The organism is Streptomyces sp. NPDC015125, assembly GCF_043080045.1.
Taxonomy (GTDB): domain Bacteria; phylum Actinomycetota; class Actinomycetes; order Streptomycetales; family Streptomycetaceae; genus Streptomyces.
Map to the genome: position 1 here is coordinate 138,220 of NZ_JBIBVF010000013.1, position 21,233 is coordinate 159,452.

Sequence of the window (21,233 nt, forward strand, 5' to 3'; positions counted from 1 at the left end):
CCGCCGCCGGACGGTCGCGAGGCCCCGACCTGGGGTGATCTACCCCTCCAGGTCCCCGCTCACTCCGGCGAATCACCGCGACTTCCCTGTCACGCCTCTCGCGTGCAGGGGGCGAGTTGCGCGGAAAGTGCATCGATGGAGCTTTTCGACCGATGTGCTTTTCTGAGGGAGAGGCCCCGCCGTCCTGCCCGCCTGAGGAGCGCCATGACCCCCACCACTCCCCGTATCGCGATCATCGGCGCCGGCCCCGGCGGGCTGACCTGTGCCCGCGTTCTGCAGCGCAACGGCGTACCGGTCACCGTCTTCGAGCACGACGCCTCCGCCGGCGCCCGCCCGCAAGGCGGCACGCTGCAGTTGCACCTGACGACCGGTCAGGCGGCGCTGCGGGCCGCCGGTCTGCACGAGGAGTTCGCCGCGCTGGCCCGCCCCGAGGGGCAGGAGGTGCGGCTGCTCGACCACACCGCGAGGGTCCTCTTCCAGTACGCCCCCGCCCCCGGTGCGCCCGGCCGTCCCGAGATCGACCGGGGCGAGCTGCGCCGGCTGCTGCTGGACTCCCTCACCCCCGAAACCGTGCGCTGGGGCAGCTATCTGCGCACCCTGCATCCGCTCGGCGACGGCCGCCACCGGGCCGAGTTCGACGACGGCCACACCGAGGCCTTCGACCTGGTCGTCGGTGCCGACGGCATCTGGTCCAGGGTCCGGCCGATGCTCTCCGACGCCACCCCCCGCTACACCGGTGTCACGTTCGTCGAGTCCGGATTCGAGGACGCCGACGCCCGTCATCCCGAGGTCGCCCGTCTGGTCGGCGCCGGCAGCATGAGGGCGGAGTCCGCGAGTAAGGCGCTGATCGCCCGGCGCAACAGCCGCGGCCGCATCCGCCTCTATGCCGCCTTCCGCGCCTCCCAGGACTGGGCGCTGGAGGCCGGGGTGCGGATGACGGACACCGAGGCCGTCCGCGCCGTACTCCTCGACCGGTTCGCGGGCTGGGACGAACGCCTGCTGGCGCTCCTGCGGGACAACGACGGCGGGTTCGCCAACCGGCCGCTGTTCGCCCTGCCGGTGCCGCACACCTGGACGCACACCCCCGGCCTGACCCTGCTCGGCGACGCCGCGCATCTGATGCCGCCGTTCGCCGGCACGGGTGCCGGCCTCGCCATGCTCGACGGCGACGAACTCGCCCGGGCCCTCGCCGGACACGGCGACCCGGACGAGGCGGTACGCGCCTACGAGGCGGCCCTGCTGCCCCGCGCCGCCGAGGCCGCCGAGCGCGCCGCCCGCGGCCTGGCCGAGGCCCTCACCCCCGACGCCCCGCGCGGCTCGCTGCGCCATCTGCGCGCCCGCCTGCGGTGATCTGCCGGCTCTCCGGTTGCGGCCCCGTCGCACCCGTCGGACGATCGGCAGCGTACGAATGCCGACCGGCAGTGTGCGGACGCGAGCGCGGCACCGCCCGGCCACGGCCGGGCGCGGAGGGACGGAACGCACCGTGAAGATCACTGAGCCCACACCCGGCGCGCCCTGCTGGGTGGAGCTGGGTACGTCGGACGTGGACGCCGCCAAGGTGTACTACCGGCAGGTCTTCGGCTGGCGCGCCGAGACCGACCCGCGCGACGAGGCGGGCGGCTACACCATGCTGTACCTCGGGGCCGCCCCGGTCGCCGCGCTGACCCCGCTCCACGTCCCCGGGCAGCCGACCGCCTGGACCGTGTCGTTCGCGACCCCGGACGCCGATGCGCAGGCCGCGGCGGTCACCGAGGCGGGCGGACGCCGGCTCACGGGGCCGATGGACGTCTTCGACCTGGGCCGCTTCGCCGTACTGGCCGACCCGGAAGGCGCGGTCTTCTCGCTGTGGCAGGGCCGGTCGTTCGCCGGCGCCGCGGTGTTCAACGCACCGGGCTCGCTCGGCTGGGTCGAGCTCGCCACCCGGGACGAGGAGGCCGCCAAGGCCTTCTACACGCGGATCTTCGGCTGGACCGTGGGCACCCACAAGGACTACCCGCAATGGGGGGTCGACGGCGCCGACTTCGGCGGGATGAGCGCGCTGGACGAGTTCTACCCGGACGACGTCAGGGCGCACTGGCTGCCGTACTTCGCAGTCGCCGATGTCGACGAGACGGCCGCCCGGGCCGCCGAGTCGGGGGGCATGCTGCTGGTGCCCCCGACCGATGTGCCCGCGGGGCCGAGAATCGCGGTGATCCGGGATCCACAGGGAGGGCACTTCGGGATCCACGGCGCCGGTACCGAGGGCTGATCCCCGCCGCTCCGGTGTGCCCGCGGGACGGCGACTGCCCGTGTCACGGGCGCACTTGTGCTGTCACACGATCGGCGGCCTGTTCGTCGTTTCACCACATTCCGCGAGTGGTTTACGCGTAATGTCCACTTCGCGGCAATGGGTGGCATTGCGCGTCGAGAACAGGAGACCCCTATGCCCACGACCGACCTCCTCGTGGCCCGAGGCAAGAAGCTCGCGGCCGGCGCGGGCGCACTGACCGCGGCCGCCGCCCTTGGCGCGACGCTGCTGGCCGCGGCCCCGGCGCACGCGGCCCCGGCGCACACGGCCCCCGGGCCCACCAAGCCCTTTGGTGTGGTCACCGCCAAGACGGGCCTGAGCCAGCGTCAGTACCCCAGCACCGACTCCTCCGTGCGGGGTCACCTCCACCACCGTGCGCAGGTCGGCCTGGTCTGCAAGGTCCGCACCCAGAGCGTCGGTGGCAACACCGTCTGGTACCTGACCCGCGAGGAGCGGGCGACCTGGGTCTCGGCGAAGTATGTGACCAACAGCGGCGTTGTGAAGTACTGCAAGGACGTCCAGCGCAGCCGGCTGCACCCGATCAACATTTCGAAGCACGCCGTGGGCTGATGGAGCCCCGGGAAGGCCCGGTCCGGTGCCGCGGAGGTGCCGGACCGGGCTTTCGTGTATGCGTCGGGCGCCGTCCTCCGTTCGCGGAGTTCAAGTGACCGAAGCCGAGGACGGAGAAGGGAGGGAATCCGAGAGTCGAGGAGGGGGACCGGGAACGGACAAGGGGAGGAGAGGGGAGGAGAGGGGGGGAGGACCGAGAACGGACAAGAGAAGGAGGGGAGGGGAGAGGAGAGGAACCATGCAGATCGATCTCACCGGACGGACCGCCATCGTGACCGGGTCGACGCAGGGCATCGGGGCAGCCATCGCCCTGGGGCTGGCCCGCGCCGGAGCCCGGGTCGCCGTGAACGGCCGCAGCGCCGGGTCCGTGGACGCGGCGCTGGAGCGGATGCGGGCCGAGGAACCGGGCGCGGTACTTCTCGCGGCGCCCGGCGACATCGGCACCGACAGCGGCCTCGACCGGATCGCCGAGGCCGTACCGCAGGCGGACATCCTCATCAACAATCTGGGCATTTTCGGCCCCCGGCCCGCCCTGGAGATCGAGGACGCCGAGTGGCGGCGGTACTTCGAGATCAATGTGCTCACGGCCGTCCGGATGATCCGCCGCTATCTGCCCGGCATGACCGAACGGGGCTGGGGCCGCATCCAGAACATCGCCAGCGACTCCGCCCTGGTGATTCCGGCGGAGATGATTCATTACGGGATGTCCAAGACGGCGCTGCTCGCGGTGTCCCGGGGCTTCGCGAAGGAGGCGGCGGGGAGCGGGGTGTGCGTGAACTCGGTCATCGCCGGACCGACCCATACGGGCGGGGTGGAGGACTTCGTCCATGACATCGTCGGCCGGGACCTGTCGTGGGACGAGGCGCAGCGCACGTTCATGCGGGAGTACCGGCCGCAGTCGCTGATCCAGCGAATGATCGAACCGGAGGAGATCGCCGCCATGGTGGTCTACCTCAGCTCCCCGTTCGCCTCGGCGACGACCGGTGCGGCGGTCCGTGTCGACGGCGGGTACGTCGACTCGATCGTCCCCTGACCGGGGGCGAGCGTCTCGCTGCTGCCTCCCGCCGTCCGGACGCACCTCCCGCCCCGCTCTGCCGCAGCCCCTTCCCCATTGCCCCATTGCCGCATTGCCGCCCTTCCGTATTACTGGAACAAGTTCTACTGTGCCCCTCGATCCGGCAGCCGACGGACCGTCAGCATTCTGTGGCCCCTCGGACCGGACGACGACCGGACCGGACGAACTGGAGGGGCCGTGCACCTCGAATACACCCCCGAGCAGCAGCAGTTGCGCGCCGAGCTGCGCACCTACTTCGCCGAGCTGGTGCCGGACGGTGCCCACGCCGGCCCCCACGGCTCCGAGGCCACCACCGGAGGCGGCCCCCTCGCCGGCCCCGCCGAGCAGAAGCGCTTCTACCGCGAGACCGTACGACGGCTGGGCACCGATGGCTGGCTCGGTGTCGGCTGGCCCAAGGAGTTCGGCGGGCGCGGCCTGTCCCCGACGGAACAGTTCATCTTCTTCGACGAGGCGGCCCAGGCAGGCGTGCCGCTGCCGCTGATGGCGCTGAACACCGTCGGTCCGACGATCATGCAGTTCGGCACCGACGAACAGAAGGCCTACTTCCTGCCCCGGATCCTCTCCGGCGAGATCGATTTCGCCATCGGCTACAGCGAACCGGACGCCGGGACCGACCTGGCCGCCCTCAAGACCCGCGCCGTACGGGTGGGCGACGAGGAGAGCGGACATTACGTCGTCAACGGTCAGAAGATCTGGACGACCAACGGCGACACCGCGGACTGGGTATGGCTCGCCGTGCGCACCGACCCCCAAGCCCCGCCCCACAAGGGCATCACCATGCTCCTCGTCCCCACCAGCGACCCCGGCTACTCCTGCACCCTGATCAACACCCTCGCCTCGCACGACACCACCGCCAGCTACTACGAGAACATCACCGTCCCGGCCTCCCGCCGCGTCGGCCAGGAGAACAAGGGCTGGCGGATCATCACCAACCAGCTCAACCACGAGCGGGTCACCCTCGCGGCCCACGGGACCATGGCCATCCGCGCGCTGCACAACGTCCAGCGCTGGGCCGCCGGCACCGAACTCGGCGACGGCCGCCGGGTCATCGACCTGGGCTGGGTACGCGGACGGCTGGCCCGCACCCACGCCAGACTCGACGCCATGAAGCTGCTGAACTGGCAGATGGTCGACGCGCTCCAGCAGGGCACCCTCACCCCGCAGGACGCCTCCGCGGTCAAGGTCTACGGCTCCGAGGCCCGCCGGGACGCCTATGCCTGGCTGATGGAGGTCGTCGGGTCCGCGGGCCCGCTCAAAGAGGGCTCGGCCGGCGCGGTGCTGCACGGGGAACTGGAACGCGGCTACCGGTCCGCCGTCATCTTCACCTTCGGCGGCGGCAACAACGAGATCCAGCGCGAAATCATCTCGTGGATCGGCCTCGGGATGCCCCGCGTACGGCGCTGAACCGGTGTGACGAACCATTCCACCAGCGGCGGATGGATTCGACGGCGAACGTGGCGGTGTCGTGGGCGGTGCCCACGTTGCCTCCACCGCCCGCTTCCGCACACCAGCCGACAGCACGACTTCCTCGCTTCAGAGGACGTTCTTGAGGCTGTTGGCAGCACCGGCCCGGTGTGCTGTCGCCGTCCTCCACCGGCGGGTACCGGGTCAGAGCTCTTTGATCAGCCGTGTGATCACCGGCACCGGGAGGTGCGGGTACAGGACCCTCAGATGCCGCACGATCGCCGCATCACCCTTCTCGTGCCTCACTTGGCGCACCTCCTCGATCACCTCGGCGCGGAAGTTCTCGTATGTGCGGAACGTTCGGTGGAACCAGTCATGCTTTCGCCTGTAGTGGTTGTAGATCTGGCCCGTCATGAGCGGGACGAAGGAGATCAGAAAGAGGGCATTCGGCGCACGAAACCCATTGACCGCGAGCGCCACCGACGCGCAAAGGCCACCTATCCCCAGAAGTATCAGCAGTGCCGCCAACGGATATACGCGCTTCGGCACGCTCCTCCTCACGCCGTGCCCTTGGGCCATGTGCCAACAGGGGGGCCGGGGTAGTCGCTGACGTCTTTCGCCTGGCCCTTGATGCGGTTCAGTTCCTCAATCTGGGTGTCCAAGACCCCGAGCGCCGCCAGAACCGTTGCGCCTGCGGCCGCGCCGTGAGCATGGTGAAGCCTTCCCAGTGCGTCGCTCTGTTCATCCCGCCTGCGCGCTTCGGAGCGCAGCACATGGGTGGCCGTCTCGATATCGGGATTTGGCACGGGCGTACTCCTGTCAGAGGTTGTTGAGGCGCCAGGGGTCGCGGAGGACAGTCATCGCCTCGTTGATCAGGCCCCAGGGACCGGTTGATCCGGATCACCGATGCCTTTGTGGCCCAACTCGCGTCCACGTCACACGATGTAAGGGATGCGGAGTGAGAGTGATCGTCACGCGGCCGGTCGGAGCCGATCCCGACGCCTGCGCCCCTTGGTCGAGAGCGGTTTCGAAGCTGCCTGCAGCCCACATTTCCCCTTCCCGGGCTCGTGCCCCAGGGGCCGCTGGGAAGGTTCTGTGACCAGGTATCCATGAGTTCAGAGTGTGCATTGCGAGCAGCCTCGACCACAGCCATGCCGAGATCATCGGGCTTACCACGCTTCCCCCGGTCCGAAGCGGCCGCTATGTCCTGCGGGAGCCCCCGTCACCGTCCACCCTGACCCGAACTGCACCCTGTGTGTCCGATGCTTCCGCCCTTTCGGGGCGGCTTCCTTGAAGACCGGAAAGCCTGCCTTGGAGCTCAGCGGTGTAACTCTGGAACTCCTCCAGCTCCTGGCGGAACGCATTGTCCATGTCAGCTTCATCCCCCCGTATTTCGGTACCTTTCCACGCGTTCGCATGCAAACTCAACGCGCCGACCGTAACAACGCCCACCGTCAACGCACAGCGCCAACTTGGTGCATGATCACACGGTTTCCGTGCCTTCACCGCATGGTCACACAACTGGTAGAAACTTAAATGGCCAGGTCGGAGGCCAGGTCGGAGGCCAGGTTCGTTGGAGAATTGGGCGGCGCCGACAATCGTCGAGCGGTCCTCGGCCCACCTGAAGCGCACCCGCCGCTGGCTGCGCCACGCCGCCGGCGAGTGTGAACCGGCCGTCACAGGCTCGGCCGGTCAGTCCCGGGCCACCAGGTGTTTCGCCCTCGGTCGCAGAGCTTCCGCCTTCGCCGGTACCTAACCTGCTGAAGCAGGCTCCTCGCCCACAGGGGCTGTCCGGACCTCGGCACAACGCCGGATGAAGGCTGACGTGGACGTCCCTCTCGATCACACCTACCGCTTTGCCGCGGCGCTTGCGGCCCTTTGAGGAGACCGCGCCTCTCCATCAGCGGGCCGGCCCACCAGTCACCAGTCACCAGTCACCGGGTGGCGATGGGGCTTCAGGGCGCGATGTGTGACGACGGAAGTCGTAGGTGTGGTGAATGAAATGCGACTTCCTTGCCGGTGCAAGTGTCGATAAGCGGGGGGGGGGCGGGAGCGGCCGCTGTGGGGCGCTGAAAAGGGCGCTGCGCACGGCAGGAAATGGGCAGGGAGAACTCGTGATGTACGAGCGCCGGTGTTGTTTCCGCTGAATGCGGTGGGGCTTTTGTGGCTGGGTGTGCGGAGTCGGCGCGACATGCTGCGTCGAGCAGCTTGTGCTGTGCGCGATGCCCCTGTGGCCCCGTTCGCCGCTGGTCTTGTGCCACCGAACGGAAGGCCCTTTTGCCCGCATGAGCGTCTGACCTGTGGTTTACAGCCAAAAGTATGGATTGCGACGTACATGTTACGTGCTGGTGCGGTACCGAAGTGTCTGCTCTGTGGTGATTGGTAGGTCGGCGAATGCGGCCAAAATGGATATTTGGTTTGAAGTGGAGTGACGGGAGGTGGTGGGGGTGCGGGGCGGGCAAGTGGCCGGAAGGGGCGACTGTGGGCGCATCGGGTTGCGGCGACCTGATAGAAATCGAGCGCGGCGCGACGACTCCGCGTTTCTCGCGCTGCGGCCGGTTTCCAGACCCTTTGGTCTGACGCGGTGGGAAGGTCCCGGTGGCCGGACTCACATGCATGACGGGGGATCAGAAGTGCGTCATTCGTTCGACTCCGAGAATGCCCGATTTCCGGTCGTGGTCAACAAGGAGAGGACGTACTCTCTGTCGCTCGAATTCGCAGAAGTGCAGACGGGGGACGTCGTCTCTGGCCCTTCTGGCCGGCAAAGTCGCCTTGACCACGAAACCGCCACCTGGGCCGACATGAGGCCGGAGAGTCCGCTGTCGGCCGGGGACCGGGCCGGCACCTGAGGGCGGCAGCCGTGCAACGGCGACAACGGGGGATTCAGTTGAGTCAGGACTCAGGGCATGAAGCACCCGCACAGCCGCCGCAGGGAAAGCGGCGGGGTACAGGGCCGGAGCCGGGGCAGGACGGCGGACTGCGTGCGGGTGTCTTCACCATGCCCGGCAGCAGACCCGGCCTCCGCTCAGAGAGGTGCTCCGGGGTGGAGAGCAACATCGAGGTGAACCGTGGTGGCCGGTCCTCGACGAGGGCGGTCACGGTATCCCTGCGCGCCGTGCTCGACAGCTTCGACATCAGCTTCGACATCTTCGACGGGGGACTCGGCCACTGCTGCGTGGCCCGGCCTGTCGTCGAAGGCTGGGTAGCGGGGCCGGGCCAGGACACCCGGCCGCGGCGGTATGCGACGTGAACGCCGGATGCGTCGGCGTTTGCTGCGCCCTCGGCATCACGGACGGTCCCCTACGGGCTGGGACGAGCCGCCGCAGCTTTCGTCTGGAGCGGCAACACCTCCGCGGTGTCCGTGCCCCTGGCGCTTTCCCGGCTTATCGGTACCGGCGAGATCCGGAGCGGGGACCCGGTTCTGCTGCCGGGCCCCGGTGCGGGCCCGAGTTACGCGCTCGGGCCCGGGGGGTCCGAAGCCTCTGGCCGAGGACCGGATCTCCCGCAACCGCCCGCTCAGCGACCAGGAGGACACTCCCTTGACCGGTCAGATGCGCACCACACGGTCCATGCTCTCCCGGGGGCTCTCGATCCTGGCCTGTTTCCGCCCAGGGGACTTCGAGCTGGCCCTGTCCGAACTCGCGCGCCGTGCCGACCTGCCCAAGCCGACCGCCCACCGCCTGATAGCCGAACTCGTCGACGCGGGCATGCTGGAGCGCGGGGACAGAGGCCTGCGCCTGGGGCTCAGTCTGTTCACGCTGGGCACGCGCGTGCCCCGTCAACGCATGCTGAGTCAACTGGCGCATCCGCATCTCAAGCGGATGCACGACCTCACCCGGCAGAGCGCGTTCCTGTTCCTTCCGAACGGCCTCGACCCGGTCATGGCGGGCGGGGTGCTCGGCGGCCGGGGGGCCGACCCCGCCACCGGCTCCCCGGCGGAGAGCGAGGCGGCGGCGTGCGCGGTGGCCAAGCTCCTCCGGGTCCACCGCGCCCGGCTCGCCCCCGCCGGTACCGGCCGTGTCGAGTGGCGCGGCCCTCGCAGAGCCGTCCGCGAGCCGTCGGCGGAGGAACTGGCCCGCGTCGCGGAACAGGGCTTCGCGATCGCACGCCGTGGATCGGAGACGGTGGCGATCGCCGCGCCCGTACTGGACGCTTCCGATGCCCTGATCGCCGCGCTGGCCGTCGCGGGTCCCCCGGAGCTGACGCACCCGGCACGGATGGCCGCGCACCTCCGGGCCGCCGGGGCGGGGCTCTCGCGCGCCCTGCGGAGCGCCTCCGGTCCGGTTCCCGTGCAGTGAACCGCCGGTCCGTGAACCGCCGGTCCGTGCGCCGCCGAATCCTGTCCGTCATCCGGCACCGGCCCGGCCGCGGGCGGCCCGCACCCTGCGACACCGCCCGGGACACCCATGTGCTGGTCAAGCCGGACGGAGTCAGCCGCGGGCTGGCCCCGGAGGTGGTCCGGGCACTGCAGCAGGCCGGACTGACCGTCGAACCCGTCGGCCGTCTCCGGCTGACCCGGGCCCAGGCCGAGCACTGGTACCCGGAGAAGCTGAACGAGCCGGACGGCCCCCTCACGCTCGCCTACCTCTGCGAGGGGCCCATGCTGCTGCTGGCCGTCGTCGGGGACGACGCGCTGCGCCGGACGCGCCGCGTCAAGACGGACATACGCCGCCGCTTCGGCACGGACGAGCGGCGCAATGTCGCCCACTGCCCGGAGACATGCGGCGAACGGGACCATGAGCGGGGGGTGTTCGGCCCCCTGGTACGGCCGTGCCGGTAGCGGGCGGCAGTACCGGCCCCGCCGGCCGGGCCCGTCCGGCCGCTCACGCACGGTGGAAGACCACTTGGGCCGACAGCCGCTCCAGTCCACCCGCCTCGCCGTGCACCCGCTCCACGGCGTGCCAGCTGTCCTCGCCCCGTACGAGGAGGACTCCGGTGTTGGCGGCGGGAGTGACCCGCCGCACCACATCGTCACCGGACGAGGAACCCAGCAGCAGGAGATCACCGCCCCGCCTCGCGGGCCACGCTTCGTTGAAGTACAGGACGTGGGTGACCAGCTTCTCCGGCTTGTCGACATGCGGGTCCAGCCAGCAACGCGCGCCGTACCGCCAGACGTTCACCTCGACGGGCGCGTCGCCGACCGGCAGGCCCGTCAGCCCGGCCACGGCCGCACGGTAAGCCGGCCCCGTGACCTCGGCGACCAGCCGCCTCCAGAGTCCGGCGAGCCCGGCGACGTCGGCCTCCGCCTCGTCCACGGGGTGCAGTTGGCGGTGGTACATCGCATACGACTTGGCCAGGCCCGTGCGGGTGACCATCCGGAAGCCGTCCCGGGGAAACGTCTCGCGCAGCGCTCTCGCATCGGCGGGAGCGAACGTGTCCCGGACGTGGTACCAGCGGAACGGGTCGTCCTCGGCCGTCGTGCGGTCGAAGGAGACCAGCGGTGTGCTCAACGGGCCTCCCCGGCGCGCAACGGCTCGGGGGCACCGGGCGCCAGCTCCTCTTCCACGTCGAAGAGGAAGTGTTGAAGCTCGGCCGACCCCACCGCGTAATGACAGTATTCACGCCGGATCCGCTCCAGGGCGGCCTGCGCCGTGACCCCGCCCAGGACCACGTCCAGGCAGCACAGCACGGTGCCCGTGCGTCCGTGTCCGCCGAAGCAGGCCACCTCCACGGTGGTGCCGTTCTCCAGCGCCGCGGCTGCCTCCTTGATCCGCCGCACCAGCAGCGACCTCTCCACCGGGGCCTCCAGCGTGGGCCAGTACACGAAGTACGGGGTACGGGCGTCCGTTTCGCCGCGCCAGCGCTCGTCGAGGTAGAGGCCGATCTCGGCCGGTTCGGCGTACGGTGCCTGCCGTCGGCGCTCCTCACTGTCCAGCGAGGTACCCCACACCTCGTACGCGCCGACACGGTAACGGGTCCTCCAGTGACGGTCTTTCATGACGTCCTCATGTCTTCCCTCTCGTCCTCTGCCGGCGCTCGCCTGCCGGCGCCCGTCCCCGGGAGCCAGTAGCCGGCAGTGTGGTACTCATCCGGGCCGAAAGCCGTCTTGAAACGGGTCACCGACGTACCGGGATAGGTGTCCCCCATGTGGAGCGCCCGTGCGCCGCGCGCGCAGGCGTCCTCGATGACCAGGTGCAGCAGGTACGGCGCCGCGTAGGTGGGCGCGGCCCGGGCCTTGTCCATGGCCCCCTGCCAGTAGACGACGTACGGCCCCTGGTAGAGCGCCACCACCGCGGCGGCCGCCTGCCCGCCATGGCGCGCCAGCCAGACCCGGCAGTGCGGGCCCAAGTGGTCGGCGACGGCGGTGAATTTCGTCAGCGGGTTCTTCGCGCGCACCCTCCGGCGCACTTCTCCCACCGGCTCGTCCGACTGGCGGTCCCATCGGTCGAGCGAGAGCTCGAAGAGCCGGTCGAACTCCGGGAGCAGCCGGCCCGAGCTGTCGTGTTCGACCGTGAGTCCGGCCCGTTCGGCTCGTCGTACGGCGGAGCGCAGCTTGCCACGGAAGCGGTGGCGCCACACGTGGTCGAAGTCGCCCTCCAGGGGCAGGATCTGCGTCATCCGCGGATTGCGCCGGGTGCCCGGTGGAACCAGCGCATCCCACATTGCTGTCGACGCGGGATGCGGACGCAGGTAGACCCGGCCGGCGGGCAGGGACGCCAGGTCACGCAGTACGGCCCTCGCGCGGTCTGGAGTGACCGCGCCTGGGGCCCCGAGCACACCGCCCACGCCCCACCCCTCCGGCCACGACGCGTACTCCGCACAGGCCCCGTCCGCGGACCGCACCAGCGGCACCAGCAGCCTGGTGCCGTCGGGCCAGGTGTAGAGGCGCGTCGCGTCCCGCCAGCCGTGCCCGCACACGGCCGACCGCCATCCCGGCGTCTGGCTCGGCAGCGCGTCCTGGCCGGCCTCGGCCAGCGTGTTGTGCCACTCGTGATCCGGCACCGGCGTCCGCACCTGGACGCCGTCCCCCGGTGCGCGGGCGCTCATCGAAGGTCCTCCGGCACGTCACCGGCCGGGTGCCGGGGACGCACGGACGCGCTCGCGGCCAGCAGCCCGCGCACCCGTGCCACGTCGTCCGCCGCCACGCCGAGCGCCAACAGCGCCTCTTCGATGCCGCCGTGACGCCTGGTCACCTCGGTCAGCCAACGTTCCATCGTCACGGGGGAGGTGTGCAGCCGGGAGAGGTACTCCTCACGGGTGTGGCCACGCCGCAGCCACTTGTCCCTGAAGCGGTCGGCCTTGGCGACCAGATCGGCCAGGCCGGCGGCGTAATCGGCGGCGATCTCGTGCCGGGGCGCGCCGACCAGCGCGAGCACGGCGGCCACGACCACACCGGTGCGGTCCTTGCCGAAGTGGCAGCTCAACAGGAACGGACGGTCCGCCGCCCCGGCCAGTGCCCGGAACAGAAGCGGCCAGCTCTCGGGGGCCGCATCGGTCAGGATGCCGTGCAGGTACCGCGTGCGGTCGGCGACGCCGGGCCGCCGCGCGGCGATGGTGTCACGCGGATACCCGGTGAGCGGCACGCGCAGCCAGCGCACGCCGCGGGCGAGCAGTCCGCTCGGCGGCCCGTAGCGCGCCACCTCGGAATCCGAGCGGAGGTCCAGTACCGAGGCCAGGCCGTGCCGCGCCACGAGCACACCGGCCTCGTCCGCCGTGAACGCGGTGAGGTCACCGGACCGGTGCAGAACGCCGGGCCGCAGACCGGAAACCAGCGGCATGCGGTAGTTGATTCCGGGTGCGGCGGACACGGCGCTCACCGCGCCCCGACCGGCAGGGCGAGCGCCGCGGTGACCTCGTCCCAGAACCGGGGGAAGTCGGCGTTGACGTCCGGGCCATAGCGGACCCTGACGCACGGCAGGGCCCCGAGCGCCGCGAGGACGTCCGCGCGGACAGCGGGCTCGGGGCGCGGGCGTGGCAGCAGGCCGAGGTAGTCGGTGTAGTGCCGCAGGTCCGGCCCGGACAGCAGGGCGCCGTCGAGCGCCTCCGTCCGGTCGGTGACGGGGTCGATCTGCCAGCCCCTGCGGTCCCCGTCTGCCTGTGGCAACACGATGCCCGCCGGGCGGGTGTCCGTGGCTACGGCGGCTCCGGTCAGCGACGTGAACTCGTCCAGATCCGCGAAGATCCGCTTCCGGCCGTCGGGCGCGGTGCTCCAGGCGGCGTCGGCGCATACCCGCTGAGTGCCGGAACCGTGGCGCCGCAGCGACGCGCGCTCGAAGGCACCGCGGGCGGGATGGCCGGCGAGCAGGGCCGTGGCGATGCCGATGCGCTTCGGCCAGCCACGCAGGGCCGGCGGGACGCCGCCCCGTCGTGACCAGGCGACGAGGGTGTCGTCGGACACGAAGCCCGCGCCGCACAGCGTGACGGCGAGGAAGGCCAGCGACGACTTGCCCCGGTGCTTGGGCCCCAGCATCACCACCGAGGAACCCTTCACGGCCACGGCCGATCCGTGCAGGAACACCGCCCCACGACCGGTGAGCTGCCCGCCGAGGAGCGTGCCCAGCAGCCGGACGACGGCCCGTACGGAGGCGGGCCCCGCGTCCGGCGCCTCGGCTGACACCGCTCCTGCGCCGGGGGTCGCGGTGATGACGAGGGGTGCGCTGTCGGCCTCGCCGTCGCGCAGGAGCACGGTGCGGCCGGCGGAGCGCTCCAGGACGACGAAGCGGGGCCCGTCCGGGTGCACCAGCAGCTGTGGTGCGGTGCCCAGTTCCTGCGGGCCGGGCAGGGCGGTGTTGTCCCCCGCGCGGGCCGTTACGGTCAGGCGCGGTGCCGTCGGGGACACGGTGTCGCCCACCTCGAACAGGGGGTGCACCAGGGCGCTGATCGCGGCTCGGAGCCCGGGCAGCGCACTGTGCACGGTCAGTTCCGCCGGTGGAAGCACGAGCCGGAACGTCTCGGCGGCCGCAAGCGGGCGCGCCGGACGGGGGCCGATCTGCGGGGATGCGGCGGTGACGGCCATGGGCCTCCTTCGTCGGGGGCGTGGAGGCGCGAAGGCTCCGCGGGTCCTGACGGTGTGATGGTGTCCGACCCGACGGAGCCGGAGAAGGTGGTGTTCCCCCACGTGGAACGGCGATCTGCGCGGCCCGCCCTTTCGTTCCGCCCGGCGGAACGCCGGAGGCGCCCGGGCCCGGTGGCACGGACCGGGCACGGACAGGGCCCGGTGGCACGGACCGGGCACGGACAGGGTCCGGTGACACGGATAGGCTGCGGTGCGTGATCGAGATCGTGGAATACCGCGATGCCTGGCCCGCGCTCTTCGCGGAGCTGGGCCTCCGCCTGCGTGCCGGGCTCGGGGACGTCGCACCGCGTATCGACCACATCGGCTCGACCGCGGTGCCGGGTCTGAGGGCGAAGCCCGTGATCGACATCCAGGTCTCCGTCGGCGCGCTCGAACCCGCCGCCTTCCGCGCACCGCTGGAGGCCGCGGGGTTCGTGTTCCGCGCCGGCAACCCCGACCTGACCAAGCGGTACTTCCGTGAGACGTCCGGCCCCCGTACCCATGTGCACGTCCGGCGGGCGGGCAGCTTCGCGGAGCAGTTCTGCCTGCTGCTGCGCGACTACCTTCGGGACAGCCCCGCCGATGCGGAGCTGTACGGCGCGCGGAAGGCCCTGCTGACCGAGCGGTACGGCACGGACCGGCGTGCTTACACCGCGGAGAAGTCCTCCTTGGTCTGGGAGCTGGTCCGCCGGGCCGACGGGTGGGCGCAGGCCCGCGGCTGGCAGCCCGGTCCGAGCGACGCCTGACCGACGCCCTCAGGTGCCCGACCGGCGCCGGACCGACGCCGGACCGGCGCTTGACCGATGCCCTCAGGTGTCCGGGCCGCCCAGCTCGCCGTCGCGGCTGAGCGGCGTCGTGACCACGGTGAGGAACACGGTGACGGCCGTGACGGCGGCCCCGCGGCCGGTCGGCATCGGGTCGGCCAGCGTGAGCGCCGTGGCCGAGAGCACCAGGGCGTACAGCACGGGCAGTCGGGCGCGCACGCCGTCGGCTGCGGCGCGGCGCGCGGCCCGGGCCGTGGCCGTCGCCACGCGCGCGGAGAACTCCGCATGGCGCAGCAGGAGCAGCGGGACGAGCGCCGCCCCGGACGGGCCGGAGGCGTCCTCCGTGGCGGTGCGCACGATGCGGCGCACCGCGCGGGCCGCGTCGGCGTCCGCACCGCTGAGGGCCGGCGCAGCGGGGGCCGACACGGTCCGGCACAGTGGGAGGAAGGCCAGTGGTAGCGCCGGGTGCACGGCGAATGCCACCCCCAACCGCACGGCACGGTCCACGGTATGACGGACCGTTGGGGACGGGGGCCCGGCGGGTGAGTGCCCGGGCTTTCGTACGGCGGTGGCGCGGGCGCTCGTCCAGTGGCCCACGGCGCAGGCGCAGCAGAACGCGACGACCGCACCGTACAACGGCGGCTCCAGGGGCTCGCCGGTCCGCGCCGCGTGCGCGATCAGGCCCACGGCAGCCCCCAGCAGGGCGGCGGCCGCGCCCAGCAGCCCCGCGACCACCGTCACGAGCCCCGCGCGCTTCACGACGGGGCCCCCTCGGGTGCGGCCCCGTCGGGCGAGGCTCCCTTGGGCACGGCTCCCTCGGGCGCGGCCCCGTCGGGCTCGGCAGACACCCGCACCCGCACCCCGGTACGGGAACTCCAGTCGGTCAGTACCGCACTGAGGAAGGGGTCGGGCTCCCCGGGCAGCAGCACTTCTGTCGCACCCAGCTCAAGGCGGGCACTGACTCTGGCGGCGGCGATCCTCCGCCACGTTTCCTCGTCCAGGTCGACACCGCCCGAGAACTCTGCGGACGGCACGGTGTGCCAGCCGCGCGGCAGCGACTGCGTGAGATCCTCCAGGTGGCACAGCCGTACGGTGTGGGGAAGCCGGTCCGGTACGGAGACGTCCGGGCCGAGGGCGCCCAGGTGCACGTTCTCGGCGAGGTCGGCAAAGCCCAGGCGGCTGGGCCGAGCCGGGACGATGACAAGCCCGGTGGACGTGTCCCCCGGCTCCCCGCTGTCCGATGCCGCCGCCCGCTCCACCGCCCGCTCCACCTCCCGCAGATGGCGCTGCGTCATCCGCCGGTGGCGTACGGCCGTCAGGTCCACCGCCGTCAGGCCGTACAGAAAGCGGGCGAGCAGGACCGCGGCCGAACCCAGACCCACGGCGGCGTCCGGACGGCGCACCGCGGCGAGCGCCGGAACGAGCGCGGCCCCGGCGGCGAGCACGCCGATGAGCACGGCGACGGCCCGCGTCTCGCGGCGGCGGGCGTCCCAGCCGGCCCGTCCGGTGCCCTCCGCGCGCAGTCCGTGAGGCCGCACCACCAGACCGAGCGCCAGCGCGACGCACAGGCTCGGACCGACCGCCAGAGCGGGGTCCACAACGGCGATCGCCGCGCACAGACTTGCCGGCGTCAGCAGGGAGTCGGTGAGCTGAGCGAGGACGGCGACGGCCGCGCCCGGTTTTGGCTCCCAGCGGATCGCGACGCCCGCCGCGGCGTACAGGTGGTCCCGAAGCGGCTCGGGGTCCCGGTGGTCTGGAGCCGCGCCCAGTCGCTGTACGGCGCACAGCAGCCGGATGCGGGCGGCCCGGTCCCGGGCGCGGGCGGCGGGGGCCATCGCGGCGGTGCCCAGGGCGGTCCCGGCCTGGTACAGCAGCCAGCATCCGATCAGCCACCAGAGCACGGCGGCCGTCGGGTGGACGAGCAGCAGGACGCCCGTCGCGCACCCGGCGCCGCGCAGGACGGCGCCGCCGATGACCCCCGGCCACCCCCGCACACCGGTCACGGCGCCGCGGCACGGCGGCCGGACGGCGGGGCGCCGGGCGCATCCGCCAGAGCGCGGCGCAGGGCGTCCTCGGCCCGGTGACGGACGGGATCCCAGGCAAGGGCGGTCCCGCCCACCTCTTCGACGAGCCCGGCGATGCCCCTCACCCGGGCGGGACGGCAGGGGAACGGCCACGCCAGGCAGCCGGCGTCGGAGGGGAGTGAGTGCGCCCGGACGGCTGCGGCCGTCACCCCGGGGGCGACCGCACACGCCACGGGCACGTCCCCCTCGGCCGGGGACAGCGCGACCAGCGTGCCGAGCGGCGCGCAGTCGGCGGTGCGGACGCCCAGGACGCGTGCCGACTCCGCGGGGGTGAAGACCACCTTGTCCGGTGTCCGCGGCAGGTCGGCCACCCGGCAGCGGCCGTCACCGTGGCGCAGCAGAGCGGCATCACGCACCCGCATCGCGAGGCCCAGCCCTTCGAGCGTGCCCCAGCGGAAGCGGGGCAACAGCCCGGCCCCCACGGCCCACCAGCCACCCGGCCCCGGCACCAGCAGGGTCCGGTCGCCGCTCACGAAACGGCCGCCCGCCTGGGCGAGACACAGGGCGAGCGTGCTCTTGCCCGTACCGGAGTCGCCCAGGAACACGACGGCTCGTCCGTCCCGTCCGGTCGTGGCGGACGCGTGCACCGTCAGGCCCCCGAGGTCCGCGAGTGCGGCCGCCACCAGGGCCCGCAGCACGATGTCCCCGGTCCGCGCGCGCTGAGCGGTATCGCTGCCGTCGTCGTGCAGGATCGTCCACCGCCCGTCGTGGTGGCCGACGGCGTGGCGGGGGAGCGCCGGATCCGCCGCGTCCGCGGGGCGGTTGCCGCAGCACAGCCACGTCCCGTCCGGCGCACGCCGGTAGTGCTCCTCGCGCAGCCGCTGGGCGGGCCCTGCGGCGACCCGCTCCAGCCGGTCCAGCGCTGCCCGGTCCCGTGTCGCGCGCACACGGAGGCGGAGGCGCCCGGACGAGGGCCAGACCGAGGGCGCGGTCGGCACGAGCTGCGCCGCGACCCGTGCGGCCTCGGCCTCGTCGTCGGCCGTGTACGACCAGTCCACCGGCCCCCACCGGGCGCCCGCCGTCCGGCGGTCGGGCGGTTCGGCCGTCATGTCAGGCGGCCTCCGCCCGGCGTGCGGTGAGCAGCGAGGGCAGCAGCCGCCCGCTCAGGTATTCCTCCCGGGCGGTGGTGAGCGTGCGGCGGATCAGGTCCACCGGCTCCGTGCCGTAGATGCGGGCCACGCTCCCGTGGAACAGCCTCACCACCTTCAGCCGGTCCGCCAGCAGCGCGACGGCCCACTCCCGCAGATCCCTGCGCACCACCTCGGTGAACCCGGCCTCGCGCAGCTGCCGCAGCCGGTCCGGCAGGGACGTGACGAAGAAGACCTCCGGCGGGTGCACCTGCTGGAAGGCAGCGGACGGCCGACGGCCCGGCGGCGCGAGGCTCACCTCCTCGGTGACCACCAGCAGCCCCCCGGGGCGCAGCAGGCGGGCCGCCTCCCGCAGTACCGCGCCGGGCCGCGGGAAGTGCGGCATCGAGCCGGTCACGACGACGACGTCGAGCGTCCCGTCGGGCAGGGGCACGTAGGACGCATCGGCGCAGATCTCGGTCACTTCGGAGCGTCCCTGAGCGGCGGTGATGCGCCGGCTGACGGCACAGTGCTCGGGGACCAGGTCGATGCCGTACATCCGCGCCACGCCACCGCCACCGTCGGTGAGCGCGTCCGCCAGGTACCGCAGCGCGCCGCCGAAGCCGCTGCCCAGTTCGCCCACGGTCAGCACCTCGTCCGGGAACGCCTCGCGGACGAGACGGGCGACGAGATCGCAGCCCTGGGGGCCGAAGTGGCCCATCTGGTCCAGGCCCAGCAGTCCCTTGGGGCCGCTCTCCCCGGTGAACTCGACGATGGAGGCTTCCGTCCGCTCCCAGTCGTGCAGGGCGGGGAAGAGTTCCCGGTGATAGCGGTGCTGCACCCGGGTCTGCTCGGTGTCGCCGTGGCGGCCGGGTACCGGGGTCACCATGTCGCGCGCTCCTCGGACACGAAGTGCACGAGCAGGACGCGCCGGTCCTGCTCCGCCCGGTCGGCGACCGGCATCACGGTGTGCCACGAGTCGGGCGAGGGGACCAGCAGCACCGAGTCGGTCAGTCCCGGCAGGACCTCGGCGGCGACGTCGTCCACGGCGGGGGAGCGCAGGATCCGCAGCGCTCCGCTCCATTCCGGGCGCCAGCCCTCGTTGAAGTACCAGGTCTGCGTGACGATCTTGTCGGCGCGGTCGGTGTGCGGGTCGATCCACGACCCGGCGCCGTACCGTACGGCGCGCACCTCCAGGGCACAGCCGCCGAGGTCCCGGCCGGTGGCTTCGGCGACCGCCGTGCGGTAGCCGTCGTCCAGCAGGGACGCGACCAGGCCCTGCCACAACGGCGTCAGTCGGCACATGCCCTCGGGCCGGGGGACGCCGCCTCGGACCAGCGTCAGGTTCCACGTGCGGTACCCCTTGCCGGCGGTGGTGCCGCCCGCCCGCTCGGTGAGGGCGAATCCCTCGCCGGGGAACTCCGCGGCGAGACGGCGTCGGACCACATCCCCCGGTAGGGAGTCCGCCACCAGCCCCCAGACGAAGGGGTCGCGGGCCATGGTCGTGCGGGCGATGGCGTCCCGGTCGAGCACTGCGGTGGTCGTCACGCGGTTTCTCCCGTCTCCTCCGGCACGTCGAGGTGCGCTCCCAGCGCGGCGAGCTTCGCGGGCAGGTCCTCGTAGCCGCGGGCCAGGTGGCCGACGCCGTGCAGCCGGTGCGGGGCGCCGGTCCCCAGCGCGGCGAGGAGCAGGGTGGCGGCCGCCCGCAGGTCACCGGCCACCAGGGGCCGGGGAGACGGCTTCAGCGGACCGGGGGAGATGCGCAGCTCGTTTCCGGCCCGGTCGAGCACGGCGCCCATGCCGCGCAGGCCCTCCGCATAGCCGAAGCGGTTCTCCCATACGCCGTCCGTCAGCCGTGACGGTGCGTCCGCTCCCAGCAGCATCAGTGCGAACAGCGGACCGGCGTCGCTGTACACGTGGTGCGAGGCGGCCAGGACGTCGGTGCCCCGCAGGTGCTCCGGCGGCCTGATCCGCAGCAAGGAGCCCTCCCAGCTCAGTGGCACGCCCATGGCGGCGAGGCACGCCAACTCCGGGGCGAGACCCGAGCGGACCACGTCGGGCCGCTGGAGCACCAGATCCAGATCGCGGCGCAGATGGACCGCCCACGCGATGAACGTGACGATCTCCATCAGGTCGGAGGGCAGCGTGATGTCCGCACCGCCGAGCGGACCCTGCAGGCCCTCCACCGTGATCCGCTCCCGGGACACCTCGATCCGCGCTCCGGCCCGGCCCAGCACCCGCGCCAGCTCCAGCGCATCGGGCTTGGGGTACGGGTTGTCCAGCACCGTGGTTCCCCGTGCGGTGACCGCGGCGAGCAGCGCCGTCTTGGTCGCACCCGAGTAGTGCGGACCGGTGGGAGTCCCGGTGCGGGGCTCCGGCTCCGCGAAGTCCGCGAGGTCGATGCGGGTACCCCGCAGCCCGCCCCGGGGCGCCGTGGCGCGGAACGCTGCGCCGCTCACTTCGCACGCGGCACCGAACCGTTCCAGGACCGCGGCTATGTGGGACAGCGGACGGGAGCCCTGCGTCCCGCCCCCGATCGCACAGCCGCCGTGCAGGCCGGAGCTCACCTCGCCGCGCGTCGCGAGCACCGTGGGCAGCAGGTACACGCCGCCGTGGATGCCGGCACTCCAGTGCGTCGGAATACCGGCTCCGTTGAGGCCGGACGCATCGACGGTGACCCGGGGCCCGTCATCGTCCACCGTGGCACCGAGGTGCCGCAGCATCGCGGAGAGCAGTCTGCGGTCCTCGATCCACGGGGCGTTGGCGATGCGCCACGGACGGTCGGAGAGGCAGGCGGCGGCCAGGCTCGGTACGAGCAGGTGCTTGAAGCCGCCCGGGGTGAGCGTGGGGCGCGGGACAGCCGGTCCTGCGAGGACGGTCCAGTACGCCGCCGGTGCGGCGGGCGTGCGCTGGTCGTCGGGCCGTCCGCCGGCCACGACGGCCACGGCGGGTGGGGTGTTCGGCACGCGGCTGCTCCTTGGGATGTG

The 21,233-nt window shown here is 72.3% G+C and carries 23 protein-coding genes and 2 pseudogenes; 11 read left to right on the forward strand and 14 right to left on the reverse strand.

Features of this window, described 5'->3' with window-relative positions:
• Positions 1-204 precede the first annotated feature (204 nt).
• The 5 genes from ACF088_RS25470 (at position 205) to ACF088_RS25490 (ending at position 5,336) form a co-directional block, all read left to right on the forward strand.
• On the forward strand, positions 205-1,350 hold the full coding sequence (locus tag ACF088_RS25470) for an FAD-dependent oxidoreductase (protein WP_392378089.1): 1,146 nt from the start codon (positions 205-207) through the stop codon (positions 1,348-1,350).
• Positions 1,351-1,483: 133 nt separating this feature from the next.
• The gene (locus ACF088_RS25475; protein ID WP_392378090.1) at positions 1,484-2,248 is read left to right on the forward strand and encodes a VOC family protein; all 765 of its coding nucleotides are present in this window, start codon (positions 1,484-1,486) and stop codon (positions 2,246-2,248) included.
• A gap of 174 nt (positions 2,249-2,422) precedes the next feature.
• Positions 2,423-2,857 (forward strand): SH3 domain-containing protein, encoded by a 435-nt coding sequence (locus tag ACF088_RS25480; protein ID WP_392378091.1) that lies wholly within the window; start codon positions 2,423-2,425, stop codon positions 2,855-2,857.
• A gap of 238 nt (positions 2,858-3,095) precedes the next feature.
• The gene (locus ACF088_RS25485) at positions 3,096-3,890 is read left to right on the forward strand and encodes an SDR family NAD(P)-dependent oxidoreductase (RefSeq protein WP_392378092.1); all 795 of its coding nucleotides are present in this window, start codon (positions 3,096-3,098) and stop codon (positions 3,888-3,890) included.
• Positions 3,891-4,109: 219 nt separating this feature from the next.
• On the forward strand, positions 4,110-5,336 hold the full coding sequence (locus ACF088_RS25490) for an acyl-CoA dehydrogenase family protein (protein WP_392378093.1): 1,227 nt from the start codon (positions 4,110-4,112) through the stop codon (positions 5,334-5,336).
• Here ACF088_RS25490 and ACF088_RS25495 read toward each other — a convergent pair.
• The 3 genes and pseudogenes from ACF088_RS25495 to ACF088_RS25505 all read right to left on the reverse strand — a co-directional run.
• Positions 5,296-5,424 (reverse strand): annotated as a pseudogene (locus ACF088_RS25495) (ISAzo13 family transposase); the annotation flags it as partial. The gene ACF088_RS25490 and the pseudogene ACF088_RS25495 overlap by 41 nt on opposite strands.
• A 116-nt stretch (positions 5,425-5,540) precedes the next feature.
• Positions 5,541-5,885, reverse strand: coding sequence for a hypothetical protein (locus tag ACF088_RS25500; RefSeq protein ID WP_392378094.1), 345 nt, complete (start codon positions 5,883-5,885; stop codon positions 5,541-5,543).
• Between the two features lie 8 nt (positions 5,886-5,893).
• Positions 5,894-6,142, reverse strand: coding sequence for a hypothetical protein (locus ACF088_RS25505; RefSeq protein WP_392378095.1), 249 nt, complete (start codon positions 6,140-6,142; stop codon positions 5,894-5,896).
• 1,806 nt (positions 6,143-7,948) lie between these two features.
• Between ACF088_RS25505 and ACF088_RS25510 the strand changes: the two genes are divergently transcribed.
• From ACF088_RS25510 to ACF088_RS25530, 5 genes and pseudogenes are all read left to right on the forward strand, one after another.
• Entirely contained in the window at positions 7,949-8,185 is a 237-nt protein-coding gene (locus ACF088_RS25510; protein WP_392378096.1) for an MbtH family NRPS accessory protein, read from the forward strand.
• A 194-nt stretch (positions 8,186-8,379) separates the two neighbouring features.
• Positions 8,380-8,586 (forward strand): hypothetical protein, encoded by a 207-nt coding sequence (locus ACF088_RS25515; protein ID WP_392378097.1) that lies wholly within the window; start codon positions 8,380-8,382, stop codon positions 8,584-8,586.
• 57 nt (positions 8,587-8,643) lie between these two features.
• Positions 8,644-8,781, forward strand: a pseudogene (locus tag ACF088_RS25520) (3-oxoacyl-[acyl-carrier-protein] synthase III C-terminal domain-containing protein); the annotation flags it as partial.
• 94 nt (positions 8,782-8,875) lie between these two features.
• Entirely contained in the window at positions 8,876-9,634 is a 759-nt protein-coding gene (locus tag ACF088_RS25525; RefSeq protein ID WP_392378099.1) for an IclR family transcriptional regulator, read from the forward strand.
• A gap of 26 nt (positions 9,635-9,660) precedes the next feature.
• Positions 9,661-10,116 (forward strand): nucleoside-diphosphate kinase, encoded by a 456-nt coding sequence (locus ACF088_RS25530; protein ID WP_392378100.1) that lies wholly within the window; start codon positions 9,661-9,663, stop codon positions 10,114-10,116.
• Between the two features lie 43 nt (positions 10,117-10,159).
• Here the strand turns inward: ACF088_RS25530 and ACF088_RS25535 are convergent, their stop codons facing one another.
• The 5 genes from ACF088_RS25535 to ACF088_RS25555 are packed head-to-tail and all read right to left on the reverse strand — an operon-like array spanning position 10,160 to position 14,292.
• Complete coding sequence (locus tag ACF088_RS25535; protein ID WP_392378102.1) at positions 10,160-10,786, reverse strand: 2OG-Fe(II) oxygenase; 627 nt, start codon at positions 10,784-10,786, stop codon at positions 10,160-10,162.
• Entirely contained in the window at positions 10,783-11,274 is a 492-nt protein-coding gene (locus ACF088_RS25540) for a hypothetical protein (protein WP_392378104.1), read from the reverse strand. The genes ACF088_RS25535 and ACF088_RS25540 overlap by 4 nt, the downstream gene beginning before the upstream one ends.
• Entirely contained in the window at positions 11,271-12,323 is a 1,053-nt protein-coding gene (locus ACF088_RS25545) for a GNAT family N-acetyltransferase (RefSeq protein WP_392378105.1), read from the reverse strand. Before ACF088_RS25545 ends, ACF088_RS25540 begins: the two co-directional genes overlap by 4 nt.
• The gene (locus ACF088_RS25550; protein WP_392378107.1) at positions 12,320-13,084 is read right to left on the reverse strand and encodes a tyrosine-protein phosphatase; all 765 of its coding nucleotides are present in this window, start codon (positions 13,082-13,084) and stop codon (positions 12,320-12,322) included. Before ACF088_RS25550 ends, ACF088_RS25545 begins: the two co-directional genes overlap by 4 nt.
• Positions 13,085-13,089: 5 nt before the next feature.
• Positions 13,090-14,292: a hypothetical protein gene (locus ACF088_RS25555; RefSeq protein WP_392378109.1), complete on the reverse strand. Its 1,203-nt coding sequence runs from the start codon at positions 14,290-14,292 to the stop codon at positions 13,090-13,092.
• A gap of 254 nt (positions 14,293-14,546) precedes the next feature.
• On the opposite strand from ACF088_RS25555, the gene ACF088_RS25560 reads away from it, so the two are divergent.
• Positions 14,547-15,077, forward strand: coding sequence for a GrpB family protein (locus ACF088_RS25560; protein ID WP_392378110.1), 531 nt, complete (start codon positions 14,547-14,549; stop codon positions 15,075-15,077).
• Positions 15,078-15,140: 63 nt separating this feature from the next.
• Here ACF088_RS25560 and ACF088_RS25565 read toward each other — a convergent pair whose 3' ends face one another.
• The 6 genes from ACF088_RS25565 to ACF088_RS25590 are packed head-to-tail and all read right to left on the reverse strand — an operon-like array spanning position 15,141 to position 21,212.
• Positions 15,141-15,854, reverse strand: a complete 714-nt coding sequence (locus ACF088_RS25565) for a hypothetical protein (RefSeq protein ID WP_392378111.1) — start codon at positions 15,852-15,854, stop codon at positions 15,141-15,143.
• Positions 15,851-17,098, reverse strand: a complete 1,248-nt coding sequence (locus ACF088_RS25570) for a hypothetical protein (protein WP_392378113.1) — start codon at positions 17,096-17,098, stop codon at positions 15,851-15,853. The genes ACF088_RS25565 and ACF088_RS25570 overlap by 4 nt, the downstream gene beginning before the upstream one ends.
• Positions 17,095-18,228 (reverse strand): hypothetical protein, encoded by a 1,134-nt coding sequence (locus ACF088_RS25575; protein WP_392378114.1) that lies wholly within the window; start codon positions 18,226-18,228, stop codon positions 17,095-17,097. The genes ACF088_RS25570 and ACF088_RS25575 overlap by 4 nt, the downstream gene beginning before the upstream one ends.
• A gap of 1 nt (position 18,229) precedes the next feature.
• Entirely contained in the window at positions 18,230-19,135 is a 906-nt protein-coding gene (locus ACF088_RS25580; protein WP_392378115.1) for a class I SAM-dependent methyltransferase, read from the reverse strand.
• Positions 19,129-19,794, reverse strand: a complete 666-nt coding sequence (locus tag ACF088_RS25585; RefSeq protein WP_392378117.1) for a 2OG-Fe(II) oxygenase — start codon at positions 19,792-19,794, stop codon at positions 19,129-19,131. The genes ACF088_RS25580 and ACF088_RS25585 overlap by 7 nt, the downstream gene beginning before the upstream one ends.
• Entirely contained in the window at positions 19,791-21,212 is a 1,422-nt protein-coding gene (locus tag ACF088_RS25590; protein WP_392378119.1) for a hypothetical protein, read from the reverse strand. The genes ACF088_RS25585 and ACF088_RS25590 overlap by 4 nt, the downstream gene beginning before the upstream one ends.
• Positions 21,213-21,233: the final 21 nt, after the last annotated feature.